General features: G+C 40.8%; 15 protein-coding genes and 1 other annotated feature. Of the genes, 10 read left to right on the forward strand and 5 right to left on the reverse strand.

The window, feature by feature from the left end; translation table 11 throughout:
* Nucleotides 1–23 precede the first annotated feature (23 nt).
* Entirely contained in the window at nucleotides 24–638 is a 615-nt protein-coding gene (locus DP73_RS02275; RefSeq protein ID WP_034597171.1) for a DUF421 domain-containing protein, read from the reverse strand.
* A 272-nt stretch (nucleotides 639–910) separates the two neighbouring features.
* On the opposite strand from DP73_RS02275, the gene DP73_RS02280 reads away from it, so the two are divergent.
* The 4 genes from DP73_RS02280 to DP73_RS02295 all read left to right on the forward strand — a co-directional run bounded on the left by DP73_RS02280 (nucleotide 911) and on the right by DP73_RS02295 (nucleotide 5,726).
* Complete coding sequence (locus tag DP73_RS02280; RefSeq protein WP_034597172.1) at nucleotides 911–1,795, forward strand: ABC transporter ATP-binding protein; 885 nt, start codon at nucleotides 911–913, stop codon at nucleotides 1,793–1,795.
* Between the two features lie 4 nt (nucleotides 1,796–1,799).
* Nucleotides 1,800–2,597, forward strand: coding sequence for an ABC transporter permease subunit (locus tag DP73_RS02285; protein WP_034597173.1), 798 nt, complete (start codon nucleotides 1,800–1,802; stop codon nucleotides 2,595–2,597).
* Nucleotides 2,598–2,685: 88 nt separating this feature from the next.
* Nucleotides 2,686–3,483 carry an ABC transporter permease subunit gene (locus DP73_RS02290; protein ID WP_034597174.1) on the forward strand — a complete coding sequence of 266 codons (798 nt, stop codon included), beginning with the start codon at nucleotides 2,686–2,688 and terminating at the stop codon, nucleotides 3,481–3,483.
* Nucleotides 3,484–3,722: 239 nt separating this feature from the next.
* On the forward strand, nucleotides 3,723–5,726 hold the full coding sequence (locus DP73_RS02295) for a methyl-accepting chemotaxis protein (protein WP_034597175.1): 2,004 nt from the start codon (nucleotides 3,723–3,725) through the stop codon (nucleotides 5,724–5,726).
* 83 nt (nucleotides 5,727–5,809) lie between these two features.
* On the opposite strand, the gene DP73_RS02300 is transcribed toward DP73_RS02295, so the two are convergent.
* Nucleotides 5,810–6,880: a branched-chain amino acid aminotransferase gene (locus DP73_RS02300; RefSeq protein WP_034597176.1), complete on the reverse strand. Its 1,071-nt coding sequence runs from the start codon at nucleotides 6,878–6,880 to the stop codon at nucleotides 5,810–5,812.
* 357 nt (nucleotides 6,881–7,237) lie between these two features.
* Nucleotides 7,238–7,492, forward strand: a binding site (T-box leader).
* A 305-nt stretch (nucleotides 7,493–7,797) separates the two neighbouring features.
* Between DP73_RS02300 and aroF the strand changes: the two genes are divergently transcribed.
* The 6 genes from aroF to DP73_RS02330 all read left to right on the forward strand — a co-directional run bounded on the left by aroF (nucleotide 7,798) and on the right by DP73_RS02330 (nucleotide 13,617).
* Nucleotides 7,798–8,814 (forward strand): 3-deoxy-7-phosphoheptulonate synthase, encoded by a 1,017-nt coding sequence (aroF, locus tag DP73_RS02305; protein WP_034597177.1) that lies wholly within the window; start codon nucleotides 7,798–7,800, stop codon nucleotides 8,812–8,814.
* A 347-nt stretch (nucleotides 8,815–9,161) separates the two neighbouring features.
* On the forward strand, nucleotides 9,162–10,628 hold the full coding sequence (gene trpE / locus DP73_RS02310; RefSeq protein ID WP_034597178.1) for an anthranilate synthase component I: 1,467 nt from the start codon (nucleotides 9,162–9,164) through the stop codon (nucleotides 10,626–10,628).
* Nucleotides 10,628–11,206 carry an aminodeoxychorismate/anthranilate synthase component II gene (locus DP73_RS02315; RefSeq protein ID WP_034597179.1) on the forward strand — a complete coding sequence of 193 codons (579 nt, stop codon included), beginning with the start codon at nucleotides 10,628–10,630 and terminating at the stop codon, nucleotides 11,204–11,206. The genes trpE and DP73_RS02315 overlap by 1 nt, the downstream gene beginning before the upstream one ends.
* Nucleotides 11,206–12,222, forward strand: coding sequence for an anthranilate phosphoribosyltransferase (gene trpD, locus DP73_RS02320; protein WP_034597180.1), 1,017 nt, complete (start codon nucleotides 11,206–11,208; stop codon nucleotides 12,220–12,222). Before DP73_RS02315 ends, trpD begins: the two co-directional genes overlap by 1 nt.
* Nucleotides 12,219–13,043, forward strand: a complete 825-nt coding sequence (trpC, locus tag DP73_RS02325) for an indole-3-glycerol phosphate synthase TrpC (protein WP_052090344.1) — start codon at nucleotides 12,219–12,221, stop codon at nucleotides 13,041–13,043. The genes trpD and trpC overlap by 4 nt, the downstream gene beginning before the upstream one ends.
* A complete protein-coding gene (locus tag DP73_RS02330) occupies nucleotides 13,003–13,617 on the forward strand; it encodes a phosphoribosylanthranilate isomerase (RefSeq protein WP_052090345.1) in 615 nt (204 codons plus the stop codon). The genes trpC and DP73_RS02330 overlap by 41 nt, the downstream gene beginning before the upstream one ends.
* 85 nt (nucleotides 13,618–13,702) lie before the next feature.
* On the opposite strand, the gene DP73_RS02335 is transcribed toward DP73_RS02330, so the two are convergent.
* The 3 genes from DP73_RS02335 to DP73_RS02345 all read right to left on the reverse strand — a co-directional run bounded on the left by DP73_RS02335 (nucleotide 13,703) and on the right by DP73_RS02345 (nucleotide 15,481).
* Nucleotides 13,703–14,248: an NADH peroxidase gene (locus DP73_RS02335; RefSeq protein ID WP_014902396.1), complete on the reverse strand. Its 546-nt coding sequence runs from the start codon at nucleotides 14,246–14,248 to the stop codon at nucleotides 13,703–13,705.
* A 397-nt stretch (nucleotides 14,249–14,645) separates the two neighbouring features.
* Nucleotides 14,646–14,849, reverse strand: a complete 204-nt coding sequence (locus DP73_RS02340; protein ID WP_034597182.1) for a hypothetical protein — start codon at nucleotides 14,847–14,849, stop codon at nucleotides 14,646–14,648.
* 2 nt (nucleotides 14,850–14,851) lie between these two features.
* Nucleotides 14,852–15,481: a DUF3793 family protein gene (locus tag DP73_RS02345; protein ID WP_034597183.1), complete on the reverse strand. Its 630-nt coding sequence runs from the start codon at nucleotides 15,479–15,481 to the stop codon at nucleotides 14,852–14,854.
* Between the last annotated feature and the right edge of the window lie 780 nt (nucleotides 15,482–16,261).

A 16,261-nucleotide genomic window follows, 5' to 3' on the forward strand; every position in this document is an offset into this window, starting at 1 on the left:
GATTTATACACTTTTCTGCTATGTCAGGGTTCCTTCTGATTCCCTTCGTGGTTTTTATTCTTAACTTCTAAAAAGATATTGTTTGGGTTTGGATTTGACGGTGTTATTGTTGGCGCTTCGTTATAACCAATGCTCTGCTTAATCAGAGATAATTCATTCATGATTAGGTTAAAATCTTCCTTGGTTGGGGGTTTCTTGCTTTCTTTTAATTCATATCCCAACTGGCCACTAACCTCAATGGTAGCGTATTGAATATCTTCTAGGGATGATACTCCAACCTGTCTTACACGAGTTTCAAGTTTATCAAGAGGCATACGAATCTTTTTTAGGTTGTTAAGATTTGGTTTGCCATTTTCAATGACCATTACAGCTTTACCTGTAAAAAGTGTCTCCAGAATGTCAATCTTCAGTGAAAGATATTCACTAAAGATCATTAATACTGTTAACAATAAGGCTGCGGCGAAGGTAACAAAAAGACCATGACCAGCAACGGGTTGAATTAGCAAAGACCCTAATCCAATCATTACGATAGTTTGGGATATGGTCATTTGCGAGATGGATTTTCTTCCGCCAATTCTTAAGATAAATGTGCCTATAAAGAATATTAGAATTGCTTCCCAGATCCAATGTAACTCCACTTGTATCCTCCGCCCATAAGTTCATATTATTAGCTTCTGATTCGCTAAAATCTGGCTCAAGTGTCATAACATTAGCTTGAACCAGTAATTAGGGATTAGGATACCCTAAATATCTAAACTTATCACGTGGAACTATAAAATTTATCCGATGACTACCAGACGTAAGACTCCCATCTTCTAAGTTCTTAGATCAATGGATATAAAATGAACTATTGAAAAAAATAAAGAGTGCCCCCTTTTGTTTTAAACTTTCAAAAAGGAGACTCTAGAAGATGAATGTTATTGAGATTAATGGTCTAACCAAGTCTTACGGAAGAGAGCGAGGAATTATTGATATTAACTTTAATGTAGAGGAGAAAGAGATCTTTGGCTTTATTGGCCCAAATGGCGCGGGAAAGTCAACAACTCTGCGTACTTTATTGGCCCTTATTTACCCCACGAGTGGCGGTGCCAAGATATTTGGAAAGGACTGTATAAAACATAGTTCGGAAATAAAAAAAGAAATCGGGTACTTGCCTTCTGAAGTATTCTATTATGACAAAATGAAAGTGATTGATCTTTTAAACTATTCGGCTAGTTTCTATAAAAAGGATTGTAGTAAAAGAATTAAAGAGTTAGCAGAAACCATGGACCTCAATCTTAACAAAAGGATTGACGACTTGTCCTTTGGCAACAAAAAGAAAGTTGGCATCGTGCAAGGGCTTCTCCATGAGCCAAAACTAATTATTCTTGACGAGCCGACAAGTGGTCTAGATCCCCTAATGCAACAAAGGTTCTTCGAACTATTACTAGAGGAAAACAGAAAGGGTTCAACCATCTTGTTTTCTTCTCATATTTTAGGTGAGGTTCAAAGAATGTGTAACCGGGTGGCCATTATTAAGGAAGGGAAAATCATTAAGCTTGAAACCATAAGTACATTGCAAGAAAATAACTATAAAAAAATAAGAGTTCAGTTAAATGCAAATTTAGATCTGAATTATTTCAATATCGAAGGAGTGAGTAATTTAGAAGCAAAAGCGAATGTCATCAGTTTTTTATTTAGAGGTAATATAAATTTGATTATGAAAAAACTCTCGGAGATTGAGATAGCCAATGTCTGGGTCGAGGAACCTGATCTTGAAGAAATCTTTTTGCATTTCTATGAAAAAGGGGCCTAATACTATGAATATGCTTTTACATGAGCTAAAGGTCTATAAGAAAAATACAATAATCTGGTCGTTAACACTATCAGGATTGGTCGTTCTATTCCTCTCAATGTTTCCGACCATTTCCAGAGAAGCAGAAGAGTTTAAAAAGTTAATGGAGGGGTTTCCTGAGGCTATTAGAATGGCCCTAGGGCTTTCGGTGGAGAATATTGGTTCAATCTTAGGATTCTATTCCTATATCTTCTTGTATATATCCCTTTTCGGGGCAATCCAAGCAATGCTCTTAGGTGTGTCAATCCTATCTAAAGAAGTGCGGGAAAAAACTGCGGATTTCCTATTAACCAAGCCTGTTACCCGTAATCAGATTGTAACTGCCAAGCTATTAGCGGCCTTTCTCTCCTTAGTATTTACTAACATCCTTTACTTAGGAGCAGCAACTCTGATGGCTTCTTATGTGGAAACAAATGAGTTCAGTATTAAAATATTTTTGTTGTTGTCTTTAACTTTATTCTATCTGCAGCTTATCTTTCTAGCCTTGGGAATCATCGTTTCTTTGTTAATCCCTAAGCTCAAATCAGTTCTTTCTGTTTCCTTGGGTATAGTCTTTGCTTTATTTATGATAGGAGCTTTTGCTTCAACAACTGAGGATGATGCTTTACGGTATCTTACGCCATTTAAATACTTTGACTTTACCTATATAATTCAAAATTCGGGTTATCAACTTTCGTTCATATTCGTATCGATAGGTTTTATTGCAATCGCCATTACTGCCAGTTACTTTATTTATACTAGGCGAGACATTCAGGCTGTCTAACAGAGTATGTGACTCACTTGGGGAACAATACATAGCTATTAGGAATGGAAATTCCTCAGTTAATTAGGAAATTCTAAGGAGGCTCCATATGAACGTTTTCAAACGAGAAATAAGAGCTAATAGAAAAGCTCTTGTTATTTGGTGTATTGGTGTTTTCTTACTAATTGCCAGTAGTATGGGGAAATATGCAGGACTTTCTGCCTCGGGCCAATCAATTAATGACTTATTGACACAAATGCCTCAATCTCTAAAAGCAATTATGGGTCTGGGAACCTTTGATTTAACAACCGCTGTCGGGTATTATGGAGTCCTGTTTATTTACTTGGTAATGATGGCCTCGATTCACGCAGCTATGCTAGGAGCAAGTATTATCTCCAAGGAAGAACGAGATAAAACAGCGGAGTTTCTATTTACTAAACCAATTTCAAGAAATAAAATTATTTCCTCAAAGCTTTTAGCCGCCTTCGTTAATATAGTAATCTTTAATCTTGTAACGTATCTCTCCTCAATCCTTTTAGTACAACAATCCAGCAAAGGGGAAGGGGTAGTAGGTATTATATCGACTCTAATGGCTGGAATGTTTATCTTACAGCTGCTTTTTCTTTTTACCGGAAGTGCAATTGCGGCTAAAAGTAAGCAGCCTAAAAGTGCCCCGACTTATGCTGCAGGAATAATATTATTTATGTTCATGTTATCCCAGGCGATTGATCTTGACAACAGACTAGAACTATTAAGATTCTTGACACCGTTTAAATATTATGACGCCAAAAATCTAATTTATGAACAAGGCTTTGAATCCATGTATGTCCTAATATCAGTTGGTATTATCGCTCTACTGATTAAGGCTACTTATGCATTTTACGAAAGCAGGGATTTGGATATTTGAAATCAAATCAAATTGGAACCAAAACATATGCTAAAAGAGCAATTTATTATCCTTGAAAGATAATAAATTGCTCTTTTTTGTCGAAAAAGTTATCTTTGTGTGATGATAGAAAGAAATCAGTATTACCATTACAATTATGTTGTTGATATAAATAATCTTGAACCCATCTGATGGAAAATATAGGGATTCATCAAAGAAAATACTTCTAATTCCAAATTTTTAAGAGGGAAGGGTTAAGTATGAAGAGCATTAAAATGAAAATTATCATCTACATTGGGATACTGCTACTTATTGTCTGTGGGGGCTTAGGAACAATCTCATACATGACGGCAGTAAATGCTATCCAAGAACAGGCTAAGAAAACACTTCCCCAGTTAGCAACTGAGGGAGCGAGGGTTGTTTCTGAAAGAATTAATTCTGTGTTAAATACCCTTGAAACTGTAGCTGACAACAATATAATTCAGGAAGGCGTAGGTAGTCAGGGGGATGCAATCGTTAAATTTGTCGGTGATGAGGCTAAAAGAAGCGGACATCTTCAAATGTTTACTCTTGGATTAGATGGCTTAATATTATCAACTCAAAGTGGACAAATGGTCGACTTAAGTGAACGAGATTACTTTAAAAAGGCTATTAGCGGTGAAAGATTTGTCTCTGACCCAATTGTAAATAAAGAAAATGGATCTATCGTTATTTCCTATGCTGTTCCAATAAAAAAAGATGGAAAGATAATTGGAGTATTAGTCGCTTTGAGAGACGGAACTAATTTAAGCACTATTACAAAGGATATTAAATTCGGTGAAACAGGTAATTCCTTTATGATCAATAAAATAGGTACAACTATTGCCCATACGAACCAGGACCTAGTAATGAACATGGATAATGATTTTGAAAATGTTAAACAAGATCCAAAACTCGAGCCGTTGGTGAAATTAGAAAGAGAAATGGTTGAAGGAAAGACTGGAGCCGGAGAGTATGACTATAACGGAGTTGTAAAATATCTTGGCTATGCACCTATACCAAGTACTGAATGGTCATTGGCAATTGCTGCCCCTAAAGTTGATGTAATGTCAGGGATAAATACTATGGGCAAGTCCGTTTTAATTGCATCGTTAGTGGTTTTGTTCCTCGGTCTGGGGTTAGGGTATTACATCTCTAGATTAATTTCTACGCCTTTTATGTCCGCTGCGGAGCATCTTAAGGTCATCTCATCTGGTGACTTCACACGAGAAACTCAAAAAGACTTGTTGGAGAGGAAAGATGAAATAGGGGTTCTGGCAAATGCCATTGATACAATGCAGCAATCTGTTAAGGATGTTGTTAAAGGGGTTATAGACGAGTCCAAAAATGTGGAAGAGACAGTATTAGCTACGAGACAAAATATGACGGTTTTGACTCAGCAGATTGAAGAGGTTTCGGCGACTACAGAGCAATTATCTGCAGGCATGGAAGAAACAGCTGCCTCAAGTGAAGAAATGAGCGCAACAGCTACAGAAATTGAGAGAGCGGTAAGTTCAATTGCCCAAAAAGCCCAACAGGGGGCCTTATCGGCGGGAGAAATAAGTCAAAGAGCAAATACACTTAATCAAACTGCAGTTTCTTCCCAAAATAATGCTCAGAATATTTATCTGAATACGCAAGAAAAAATGATCAAAGCGATAGAGGAATCTAAAACAGTCGATCAGATTAATGTTCTCTCTGAAGCGATCTTGCAAATTACCTCTCAAACCAATCTTCTCGCCTTGAATGCAGCCATTGAGGCAGCAAGAGCCGGTGAAGCTGGCAGGGGCTTTGCCGTTGTGGCGGACGAGATCAGAAAACTGGCGGAAAATTCGAAGGATACGGTAACTCAAATTCAGGAAGTGACCAAACTTGTTGTTTCTTCAGTAGGGAATTTGTCAGAAAGCTCGGTGAGTATACTTGAGTTTATTGACAAGCAGGTTCTTAAAGATTATGAGAATATGGTTGAAATTAGTGAACAATACAACAGGGACGCTGAGTTTGTCGATGGATTAGTGACAGATTTTAGTGCAACGGCACAGCAACTGACCGCTTCTGTACAGGAGATGGCCAAAGTAATCGAAGAAATTGCTGTTTCGGCCAATCAAGGAGCAGAGGGAACAACCAATATTGCTCAGAAGAATGTTATGGTGGTAGAGAAGGCCAATGAAGTCATAAGCCATGCAGACAGATCTAAAGAAAGTTCGGAAAGTCTCCTGAAAATTGTCGGGAGATTTAAGGTATAGGAATTTTAATAGACCTCAAAGTGTAAAGGCTAAGGAGTGAAACTTAATTCATTCCTTAGCCTTTCTTGATACCCTTTAAAGCTTTAGACAGTTACCTTATCCATCCAGTCATATTCATCGGGGACGCTGCCATATTGAACACCTGTGACGAAATCAAATAGTTTTTTGGCAAATTCACCAGTTTGATTATTATTAATACTAATCCTTTGCCCCTTCCAGGAAAGCTCTCCAACAGGGGAAATGACTGCAGCAGTGCCTGTGCCAAAGACCTCTTGAAGTTCTCCTTTAGCATGAGCCTCATACACTTCTTCAATTGAAATTTGGCGCTCTGTTGTTTTTAATCCCCAACTTTGGGCTAATTCCAGGACAGTTTGCCGGGTTATGCCACCTAAGATACTCCCACTGAGCTCAGGGGTAATAATCTCATCGTTGATTTTAAAGAAGATATTCATAGTGCCAACTTCTTCAACATACTTACGATGTACTGCATCCAACCATAATACCTGATCAAACCCTTGCTCATGGGCTTCGGCTTGAGCGTTAAGACTCATGGCATAATTGGCCGGAGTTTTGGCTTGACCCAAGCCACCTTTAGTAGCCCGGACATATTTATCCTCGACTTTGATACTGACAGGATTAAAGCCATTAGAGTAATAGGCACCTACAGGAGAGAGAATAATAAACAATTTATATGTACTGGAAACCTTAACTCCTATGTAACCGTCAGTAGAAACGATAAAGGGTCTTATATAAAGGGAAGTACCAAGTTTACCGGGTACCCAAGCTTTATCCAATTCTAAGAGTTGGAATAAACCTGCTTTTACTTCTTCAACATTAATCTGAGGAATGCAGAGATGACTAGCTGATCTATTGAAGCGATTCAGATAATGATTGGCTCTAAATACAGCTATCTGATCGTTTGAAGTTCGGAAGGATTTCATTCCTTCGAAGATTGCTTGCCCATAATGAAAAACTATGGTTGCAGGAAGGAATGAAAACTCACCGTAAGGAACTATCCGTGGAGAATGCCATCCTTTACCCTCCTCATAGTCCATTATGAACATATGATCAGTAAAGATCTTTCCAAAACCCAATTGATCATCGGTGGGTAATACTCCAGCCTGTTCTACTTTGCTTATAGAAATCTCAGTCATAACTATGCCTCCAAAACTCATTTATGTACCTACTAAATCATAATCCTTGAAAGTCAGTTCTTCAATACCAGAGGAGCAAGAATTTTGCTGAAACACCATGTATATTGTGTACATGGTGTTTGTTTAGTATCATACTCTTGAATTCTCTTTGCAGCAATCCTGCTAGAGACGAGCTAGGGAAAATTTTACTTACTAAAAATAGACTACCAGATTTTATCTAAGTAAGCGAAGGGTGTTATTCACTGACGATTAGTTCCCTGATAAGTTATATCATGACATTATCACTAGCACTAATCAATAACAAGAATGTAATCTTTGCTTGACAGATCCTCTATAACAGGATAGAATTTCTTAAACATAAAACCTTTGAACAAGAGAAGTACGAGAAGTTGGGTGTATTCAGAGAGTTGCAGGTGGTGAGATTGCAGCAGCATAGATTTTTCCGAATGGGCTTGTGAGGGCAACTTGAAACTGCTGGGCAGGAGTAGACGTTGACGGGAACCCCGTCCGTTATCAGTGGGGTGCATATGATGGTATGCAAAATGAGTGGGCGATTCTTTGGGTCGTCAACTAGGGTGGTATCGCAGAAGTTTAAAAGCTTTTGTCCCTTTATGGGGACAGAAGCTTTTTTTGTACTATTTTAGAAAGTATAACTTTTAGTTGAATACTGCAAGTTGGGTTATTTCGTGCTAAGACAGTGTCTTCGTCTGAAGCATAAGTGCAACTAAGGCAACCGCCTGCGCCTGAAGGCTGCGAGAAGGCTAATACGTGCGAAGACAGTGTCTTCGGGCGCTAGCCAAGTTTTCTAATTTTTTTACGAGCCAACACTCATACAGCTAACCGTCACCTATAGGAATGAGAAACGAATTTTATGAGTTGAAAGGAGTTTTCACATTGTTAGCAAGAGGTGATATTGGATGGTCTTTGTACTAAAGCAGAACGTTTCGCCAGAGCAGATAAACCTATTCGTTGAAAAGATTGAAGCAGAGGGATATTCCACCTTTATTAGCACAGGAACGGAGCATACTGTCGTATGTCTGATTGGCAACACCGCCAAAATAGATCTGGATTTTATTGTTCAAACTAACGAAATTGTGGAATACGGCAAGCGAGTGACTGAGCCCTATAAGGCTGTAAATCGTACCGTCCACCCGGAAGATACCTTAGTTAAAGTAGGCAATATAACCTTCGGAGAGGGATTCTTTCAAGTTATTTCCGGTCCCTGCTCAGTTGAGAGTGAGGAACAGATCGTCCAAATTGCCAAATCCGTCAAGGAAAGTGGGGCGACATTATTACGGGGAGGTGCCTTTAAACCTCGAACCTCACCTTATGCCTTCCAGGGACTACAGGAGACTGGTATTAAATTTCTGCTGACTGCTAAGCAGGAAACTGGGTTGCCTATTGTTACAGAGATCATGAATCAGACACAATTGCCCTTGTTTGAGGAAGTAGACGTTATTCAGATTGGTGCCCGCAATATGCAGAATTTTGATCTTCTCAAGGAAGTCGGACGGTCAAAAAAACCGGTTTTGTTGAAAAGAGGCTTATGCAATACCATTGAGGAATTTTTAATGAGTGCAGAATATATTATGTCTGAAGGAAACTCACAGATCATATTATGTGAAAGAGGAGTACGCACCTTTGAAACTATGACAAGAAATACTTTGGATATTTCTGCAGTTCCACTTTTAAAACAGAAATCACATCTGCCGGTAATTATTGACCCCAGCCATGCGGCGGGAATTCGAAGTTTGGTTGCCCCCTTATCTAAGGCTGCCCTTGCCGTTGGGGCCGACGGTGTTATGATCGAGACCCATTATAACCCTTCCAAAGCCTTAAGTGATGGTGCCCAGACCCTAGATTTGGAACAATTTGCTTCTCTGATGAAGGATCTAAAGAAGAGAGCAGCCTTTGAAGGCAAGACCGGAATCTAGACACAAAACTTAAATAGAGCTATAAACCATTGAGGCGGAGATAACGTTATTACGTGCCCTTACAGAGAGCAGGGATGCTGAGAACCTGCAGAACGCAGTATAACAAATGGACCGCTGAGGGCGCAATGAAACGGATTCTTCCGGAGTACCCTGCGACGCAGCACAAGCGTTAGCGTGTGAGGAATATGTTAGTATTCTTTGAAGATTGCCGGCGAAATGTCGGCAAAGCAAGGTGGTACCGTGAGTCAGTAATTTGCTCGCCCTTGACAATTGATTGTCAAGGGCGAGTTTTTCTATTCAGTTTAAACTCATTTAAGCAAAGGTAAGTAAAGAAAGGAGTAAATCATATGTTAAGACCAAGCTTAGAGCAAGCAAAAATCATCGCCCCAGGGTATACAATAATCCCCGTTTCCCGAGAGATATATGCCGATATCAAAACTCCCATCGCCTTATTAAAAGCTATCAATTCTATCAGTCACCGCTATTATCTCTTGGAAAGTGTCGAGGGGGGTGAGGTCTGGGGCAGATACTCGTTTTTAGGGTTTGACCCGGTGACCCAGGTTACTTGCAAGGATAATAATATCGAAATTGACAATGGAACTATTATCAAGCTCCGAGGATCAGACCCAACCACAGTCGTCAGGGAAATTTTGGCCCAGTATAAATCCCCCAGCTTTGACTTTTTACCACCCTTTACCGGGGGATTTGTGGGCTATTTTGCTTATGATTACATCAAATACTTCGAGAAGACCCTGCAACCTAAAAACAGGGATGAAGATCACTTTAATGACCTGGAATTAATGCTTTTTGATAAGGTCATCGCTTATGATCACTTGAAACAAAAGATCAATATTATCATTAATATTAGAACAGATGCTTTAGAAGAGGGTTATCGCAAAGCAAGCTTCGAAATCGATAACATTATTAAATTAATTAAGCAAAACATCACTGAAGTTCTTAATAAGCCTGTCTTAAAATCTGAGATTGAACCGGATATCACGGGAAGTGAATATCAAGAGATGGTCAGAAAAGCGAAAGAATATATCATTGATGGGGATATATTCCAAGTTGTATTGTCCAGGCGTTTTAAAGCTGAAATGACCGGCAGCCTAATGGACACCTATAGAGTATTGAGAACGACGAATCCTTCTCCCTATATGTTTTTTATTAAAACCAAAGATATTGAGATAGCCGGGACATCACCGGAAACTCTGGTCAAGCTTCAAAATGGGAAATTGGCTACTTTTCCCTTAGCCGGAACCAGGCCCAGAGGAGCTACTGAGGAAGAAGATAAACAGATTGAGCAGGAATTGATGGAGGATGAAAAAGAACTCAGTGAGCACAACATGTTAGTGGATTTGGGAAGAAACGATTTAGGGCGAATCAGCAAATTTGGCAGTGTCAAAGTGAACAATTATCTTAAAATCCTGCGCTTCTCCCATGTTATGCATATCGCTTCTGAAGTGAACAGCGAGATCAGAGAGGGCAAAGATGCCATGGATGCGATTATGTCGGTTCTGCCTGCCGGGACTCTTTCCGGGGCACCGAAAATCCGGGCCTGTGAGATCATTGACGAACTTGAGAATACTCGCCGGGGAATCTACGGTGGGGCTATAGGCTATATCGACTTTTCCGGAAACATGGACACTTGTATCGCCATTAGAATGGCTGTGAAAAAAGACGATAAAGTCTATGTGCAGGCTGGAGCTGGTATTGTAGCAGACAGTGTACCGGAAAATGAAAGTCTGGAGTGTGAAAATAAAGCCATGGCCGTGATAAACGCCTTGAAGCTCTCTCAGGAGGTGATGGATTAATGATCTTATTAATCGACAACTATGACAGCTTTTCCTATAATCTCTATCAATTAATTGGTGAAATAAATGAAGATATAAAAGTAGTGCGTAATGATGAGCTTAGTGTTCAGGAAGTAAAGGCCTTAAAAGCGACCCATATCGTTATTTCACCCGGTCCTGGTTTTCCTGCTGCCGCAGGGATCTGTGAGGAAGTCATTAGTCAACTAAAAGAAACCACCCCAATCCTGGGAGTATGTTTGGGTCACCAGGCGATCTGTGAGGCCTTTAGAGCCAGAATAATTCATGCCCAGAAGGTTATGCACGGCAAAAAGAGCACAATCCATATCGCCAATGGCAACGAGATTTTCAGAGGGTTGCCTCCGATCATCGAGGCAGCTAGATATCATTCTCTAATTGCCGAAAAGCAGACTATCCCGGATGAGCTTTTGGTGATCGCTGAGGATAAAAATGGTGAAATTATGGGGGTTAAACATCGGGATTATGAGGTTTATGGCGTCCAGTTTCATCCGGAATCTATCCTGACACCCAAAGGGAAATTAATTATAGCCAATTTTCTTGGCCTAGGGGGCAGAGAATAATGATTACAAATGCTATTTATAAAATAGTTAACGGACAAGATCTAGATCTGGAAACCACAAAAGCTGTTATGGAGCAAATCATGAACGGAGAGGCAAGCAATGCCCAAATAGGATCGTTTCTGACAGCTATGAGAATGAAAGGGGAAAGTATCGAGGAAATAACCGCCAGTGCCATGGTCATGCGCGAAAAGTGCACAAAGCTCAAAACAGAAATGGATGTCCTGGATATTGTGGGAACCGGGGGAGACGAAGCTAATACTTTTAATATCTCCACAATCAGTGCTCTGATCGTATCTGCCGCCGGAGTACCTGTTGCTAAACACGGAGGACGATCTGTCTCCAGCAAATGCGGAAGTGCGGATTTATTGGAAGCTTTAGGTGTCAAGATTGACATCAGCGCAGAAAAGAGTGAAGAAATACTGCGCAAGATTGGTTTGTGCTTCATGTTTGCTCCCACTTACCATGCTTCCATGAAATATGCGGCACCGGTTCGGCGGGAATTAGCCATTAGAACTCTCTTCAATATCTTAGGCCCCTTAGCAAATCCTGCCGGTGCCAATACTCAACTGCTGGGGGTTTATGATGAAAATCTAGTGGAGCCGCTAGCCAGAGTGCTTTTAAATCTGGGGGTAAAGAGAGCAATGGTGGTGCATGGACATGACGGTTTGGATGAGGTTACTTTATGCAGCACAACCACTGTTTGTGAAGTCTTTGCAGGTAGGTTAAACAGCTTCTTTCTTGATCCGGAGCAATTAGGATTTACAAAGTGCTCACCCGCAGAGCTTGTGGGAGGAAATCCTGAAGAAAACGCGCAAATTGCCCTGGATATCTTAAATGGACAGAAAGGACCTAAGCGTGACATTGTCTTACTGAACACAGCCCTCTGTCTGTATATGTTTCATAGTCATACAACTCTCCGTGATTGCGTCAGACTGGCCGCAGAGATTATTGACTGTGGAAAAGCAAAAGCACAGCTGGAAAAATTTATTACCCTGTCCAATGAGGTAGTGCTATGATACTGGATCAAATTGCCCTCTATACCATTGAAAGAGTCAAAGCATTAAGAGCAAGCAAGTCATTTGCGGAGATAAGGGAAGCAGCCCTGGCTATTAAGTCTGAAAAGCCATTTGCCTTTGAAAAAGGACTAGTCAATCCAGGCATTGCCTTCATTTGCGAGGTAAAAAAAGCCTCCCCGTCTAAGGGGATAATTAGTGCGTCCTTTGATTATGTAAGAATAGCTGAAGAATATGAAAAAGCCGGCGCTGATGCAATTTCTGTACTGACAGAACCAAAATTCTTCTTAGGCAGTGATAAATATTTAACGGAAATTAAAGATCGAGTGAAAATACCTCTACTCCGCAAAGATTTTGTAATTGATAGTTACCAAATTTATGAGGCGAAAATCATTGGTGCGGCGGCAGTTCTGTTAATCTGCAGCTTACTTGATACGAACAAGCTACGGGAATATATTCAGATTGCGGATAGTTTAGGTCTCTCAGCCCTGGTAGAAACCCATACTGAAGCGGAGATTAAGTCAGCGCTGCAAGCCGGTGCCCGAATTATCGGGATTAATAATCGGAACTTAAAAACATTTGAAGTTGATTTGCAAACAACCATCTCCCTCCGGCATCTGGTACCGAAAGAAGTGATACTTGTCTCAGAAAGCGGGATTCAAACAACAGAGGATATAAAAATGCTGGGCCAAAGTAAGGTCAATGCCGTATTGATTGGTGAAGCATTTATGAGAAGCGATAATAAGGCTGAAGTTATGAGGGCGCTAAGGGGTGATTTGACTGGTGACCAAAATCAAAATATGCGGACTAACCAGAGAGTGTGATATAGAGGCGGTTAATGAGGTGAGACCAGACTACGTGGGCTTTGTGTTTGCGGAGAGTAAACGTAAGATTACACCGCAAAAGGCCTATAGTTTGAGGAAGCTTCTCGATAAAGAAATCCAAACCGTAGGAGTTTTTGTGGATGAGAGCATTGACTATATTCTAGATATCTGTTCCAAGGGTATCATTGATCTGATCCAACTTCATGGCAAGGAGAATCAGACCTATATCGAACAACTTAGAGCGAAAAGCTCAAAACCGGTTATCAAGGCAGTCCGAGTGCGTTCCCAAGCTGACCTTAAGTCAGTGGAGACAATGGACTGCAAATACCTCTTGTTTGATACCTATTCAGCTAAAGGCCTAGGGGGAACGGGAGAAACATTTGATTGGACTATTATCGACGGAGTTAAAGCCCCATTTTTTCTGGCCGGTGGCTTAAACTGCTCTAATGTTCTGCAGGCCATAAAGGCTGTTGAGCCCTTTGGCGTAGACATAAGCAGTGGGGTTGAAAGCGCTGGGTTTAAGGATAAAGCCAAAATACGAGAACTCGTCTCATTGATCAGGCAAAGAGCCTAAGCATATCGGGCAAACTGCGGGAATGAGCAGGTCAAAGCATAAGAAAGCACGCCGAAATTCGGCGTGCTTTTGTAAAACTATCCTATTATTTGAAATAGCGGTCAAGCAATCCTTTAAAGGCTTTGCCGTGTCTTGCCTCATCTTTACACATTTCATGAACAGTATCATGAATTGCATCTAAATTGAGCTTTTTAGCTAAAGTAGCAAGATCCTTTTTCCCTTGAGTTGCTCCATATTCTGCATCAACTCGTACCTGAAGGTTCTTCTTGGTATCAGCATCAACAACTTCACCTAATAGTTCAGCAAATTTGGCTGCATGCTCGGCTTCTTCCCAGGCAATTCGTTTGTAAGCTTCAGCAACTTCAGGAAAACCTTCTCTATCTGCTTGACGGCTCATAGCTAGGTACATGCCAACTTCTGTACATTCGCCAACGAAATTAGCTCTTAAACCTTCAATAACTTCCGGGTCAACCCCTTGAGCTATTCCTACTTTATGCTCATCAGCCCATTGCAGAACTCCTTCGACTTTTTCGGAAAACTTGTCTTTTTGAGCCTTACATTGTGGGCAATTGTCAGGAGCCTCATTTCCCTCATGGATGTAACCGCAGATACCGCATACAAATTTTTTCATTTTAAAATTCCTCTCCTTTTTTAGAATGTTTTATCTTTATTGTGTGTTAATCGCTTGCGCTCTTTACATTTATTATTATATTATAATAATTATAAAAGTCAAGACTCTTTTAAAAAAAATCAAATCTATTTTGTAAGACTTGATAAAGGCTTCAAGGGATGATTTGCAAGATAAGAACAGATAAGAGATTTGGGTGCTTGAATTCTAAGTGGGTTATCGATAAGCGAATACTTTATAATAATATTGGACGTCATGAAATATTACCAGTTCCATAGGCAACATTATAAAGTGCCAAAAGCATGATATAAAATCTCCGTATTAATATCAAAAAACCTTTGCATATCTACCTAAAGATAATAACAAAGGTTTTCGTCTAACAAGGATTGTTTAAACAGAGCTATACGCTTTTAATCTCGCTGATTGCCGTGTCTGCACCACAACTGGGGCATATGTAATGATAGCCGGGGATACTCATTTCGATTGACTCAATGTCATTGTCACTAAAATCATTGATTTTGTCTTGCCCTAACTCTTTTAAGGTGACTGAGTCCCACTCTATTCCGCTATGGACAGTATGGCAGTATGGACATTTGTAATTCATCCTTAACACTCACTTCCTATGGCATTCTGTTCTCCGTCATCACCAATATGCTCGACTAATGCTCTCATCATACGACGAGCTGTTCGATAGTTTTCATAGACTTCATTTGAAGGTCTTTCATCTCCATAGATCCGCCAGCCCTGAGTTCTTTTGTAAGGAAGGGGTTGAAGTCCCATGAACCCTAAAACGTCTTTTAAGGGATAGCCTAAGAAAACCCCGATCTCATGAGGGAATTTACGGGATAAGATCCTATGCTTCAAGACTTGCAAATAGCTGTCTAATGAATATTGCGTTGGATAGCTTAAAGATCGCAGGAATTGTTGAATAGCTCTTTGACTTAATACGGAATCCAAGAGATCCTTTTGATAAAACATTACTTGCAGCTGTCCATTAAGTTTCCGAATTTCTCTAATCTGCAGTGCCTTAGGACGAGTAAGTAGGAGCTTCAATTTACTCCAGTCCACTTGATCACTATAAGACACATTCATAAGTACAGAAGGTTTTATTCCCAGGACAAGAGGGGCAAGATTTTCTATGAGAAAAAGGCGCTTTTTCTGAGAAGTGCTATCCTTGGCCCAGGCTATGAGGTCAGCCAGATGTGTGATCTCCGGATGTTCTAACTGCTCCAGCATGTCGATCTCCTTTGAAAAGTATTCCTAGTCCATACATTAAAGTCCTAGGCTATAGGGTTTGCCGGCAAGCCTTATTTATTCCTTTTACTCTGAAAAATCCAACCTGAGTAAGGGACGGTTATGGTGGGCTCTGGAGCAGAGCGCTTTTTAGCTGTGTTAACCCGTGCGAAGACGGTGTCTTCGTTCCGCACGCGTCTGCGAGTTCCGCCACTGGCTCGCTGGACGGTTCGCGAGCGCGTCCGAACCTCCGGGCTTTTCAGCATGTGAACCTGCGGCGCGCTACGGGGACGCGAACCGTCAGCACTTGCTTTGACGCGGCTCCACTGACGCATCCGCTTTGCAGAAAAGCGCTCCTCCAGCCAGTTTGCTAGGAACGTAAGTATTACCTTGAGGACTTAGGTAAGGCTTCGCAGAATCTTTAGCGTGTTAGGAAGACAGTCCTTTAGTTTTTCATTATCTGCCAGTGCCGTATTTCGGCATGGAAGGCTACTCTGAAAGCCCCTAAGACACTCTTGAGAATACTAGACCTGATAGACAGGGAGGCTTCGATCCACAGGAGTGAAATCATTGCATGGAGAGGCGGTAAAGCCCACAAGCTGACCTGGGGAAGCGTAGCCACGGGTTCACACCAGGTATTACCTGGAGGTTTGGCGGAGCTCCCAGGTCAGCGCGTGGGCCAGCCCCGGGGTGGTGTTTAAAAGGATGTGGGCGAAACCGCCCTGCCCCAGAGACCCCATTTTAATACCCTTTCTTTAATTTTGGTCAAAAAGAGGAGTAAGG

The sequence above is a fragment of the Desulfosporosinus sp. HMP52 genome, from assembly GCF_000765145.1.
Classification (GTDB): Bacteria; Bacillota; Desulfitobacteriia; order Desulfitobacteriales; family Desulfitobacteriaceae; genus Desulfosporosinus.

Excerpts from the sequence above, each read along its gene's own strand:
- DP73_RS02280 (WP_034597172.1), top strand. The coding sequence starts at position 911 with ATGAATGTTATTGAGATTAATGGTCTAACCAAGTCTTACGGAAGAGAG.
- DP73_RS02285 (WP_034597173.1), top strand. The coding sequence starts at position 1,800 with ATGAATATGCTTTTACATGAGCTAAAGGTCTATAAGAAAAATACAATA.
- DP73_RS02290 (WP_034597174.1), top strand. The coding sequence starts at position 2,686 with ATGAACGTTTTCAAACGAGAAATAAGAGCTAATAGAAAAGCTCTTGTT.
- DP73_RS02295 (WP_034597175.1), top strand. The coding sequence starts at position 3,723 with ATGAAGAGCATTAAAATGAAAATTATCATCTACATTGGGATACTGCTA.
- DP73_RS02300 (WP_034597176.1), bottom strand. The coding sequence starts at position 6,880 with ATGACTGAGATTTCTATAAGCAAAGTAGAACAGGCTGGAGTATTACCC.
- aroF (WP_034597177.1), top strand. The coding sequence starts at position 7,798 with ATGGTCTTTGTACTAAAGCAGAACGTTTCGCCAGAGCAGATAAACCTA.
- trpE (WP_034597178.1), top strand. The coding sequence starts at position 9,162 with ATGTTAAGACCAAGCTTAGAGCAAGCAAAAATCATCGCCCCAGGGTAT.
- DP73_RS02315 (WP_034597179.1), top strand. The coding sequence starts at position 10,628 with ATGATCTTATTAATCGACAACTATGACAGCTTTTCCTATAATCTCTAT.
- trpD (WP_034597180.1), top strand. The coding sequence starts at position 11,206 with ATGATTACAAATGCTATTTATAAAATAGTTAACGGACAAGATCTAGAT.
- trpC (WP_052090344.1), top strand. The coding sequence starts at position 12,219 with ATGATACTGGATCAAATTGCCCTCTATACCATTGAAAGAGTCAAAGCA.
- DP73_RS02335 (WP_014902396.1), bottom strand. The coding sequence starts at position 14,248 with ATGAAAAAATTTGTATGCGGTATCTGCGGTTACATCCATGAGGGAAAT.
- DP73_RS02340 (WP_034597182.1), bottom strand. The coding sequence starts at position 14,849 with ATGAATTACAAATGTCCATACTGCCATACTGTCCATAGCGGAATAGAG.
- DP73_RS02345 (WP_034597183.1), bottom strand. The coding sequence starts at position 15,481 with ATGCTGGAGCAGTTAGAACATCCGGAGATCACACATCTGGCTGACCTC.